The organism is Leptotrichia sp. OH3620_COT-345 (assembly GCF_003932895.1).
In the GTDB taxonomy this organism is placed as follows: domain Bacteria; phylum Fusobacteriota; class Fusobacteriia; order Fusobacteriales; family Leptotrichiaceae; genus Pseudoleptotrichia.
The window spans coordinates 1-681 of the sequence record NZ_RQYW01000085.1 but is presented as its reverse complement, the minus strand read 5'-3'; the positions used below and the strand labels follow the sequence as shown (position 1 = coordinate 681).

The 681-nt window shown below is 26.9% G+C and carries 1 protein-coding gene; it reads left to right on the top strand.

The features are described 5' to 3' along the window. Positions 1 to 271 precede the first annotated feature (271 nt). On the top strand, positions 272 to 681 hold a 410-nt coding region (locus EII29_RS11440; protein WP_125237613.1), incomplete at its 3' end, for an autotransporter-associated N-terminal domain-containing protein.

Sequence of the window (681 nt, the reverse complement as noted above, 5' to 3'; positions counted from 1 at the left end):
AAGAGCACAGAACAGAAGAATAGAATTTAAACTGATAAGAAAAGAATAATTGAAATTATAATATATAAAGAAATATTCTAAAATCTTATAAATAATCATAAAACTATTAGTAGATAATAACGGATTATAAAGTTTACTTTATTAGAATTAAAGTTATTTCACAATATAATAAGATTACGGCTGACAATTTTGAAACATAAAAGATTTAAAGCTTTTATGTAATGAAAGTAATTATTAAATTTTGGAATATTTATATTAGAAGGAGAAAAATATGAGTAATAATTTAAAGAAAATGGAAAAGGACTTAAGAGCATTGGCAAAAAGATGTAAAGATGTTAAGTACACAAGAGGTCTTTTACTAAGTTTCTTATTAATGGGAATGTTGACATTTTCAGAAGGATTGACATCACCTGAAGTGAAGAGTACTGAAAATGCGATAAGTCAGACGAGAAAAGAATTGAATACATCAATAAAAGATTTACATACATCATTTAAGCAGGCAAAGAGAGAAAATAACAGATTACTGAAAAATGCAAATCTTGAGTTAATACAGTTAATGGAACAGGGAGATCAGGTGGTGAAATCTCCATGGAGTTCATGGCAATTTGGAATGAACTATTTTTACAGTAACTGGAGAGGAGCATATAAAGGAAGAGGAGATAAAAAAGAAAAATATCCTTA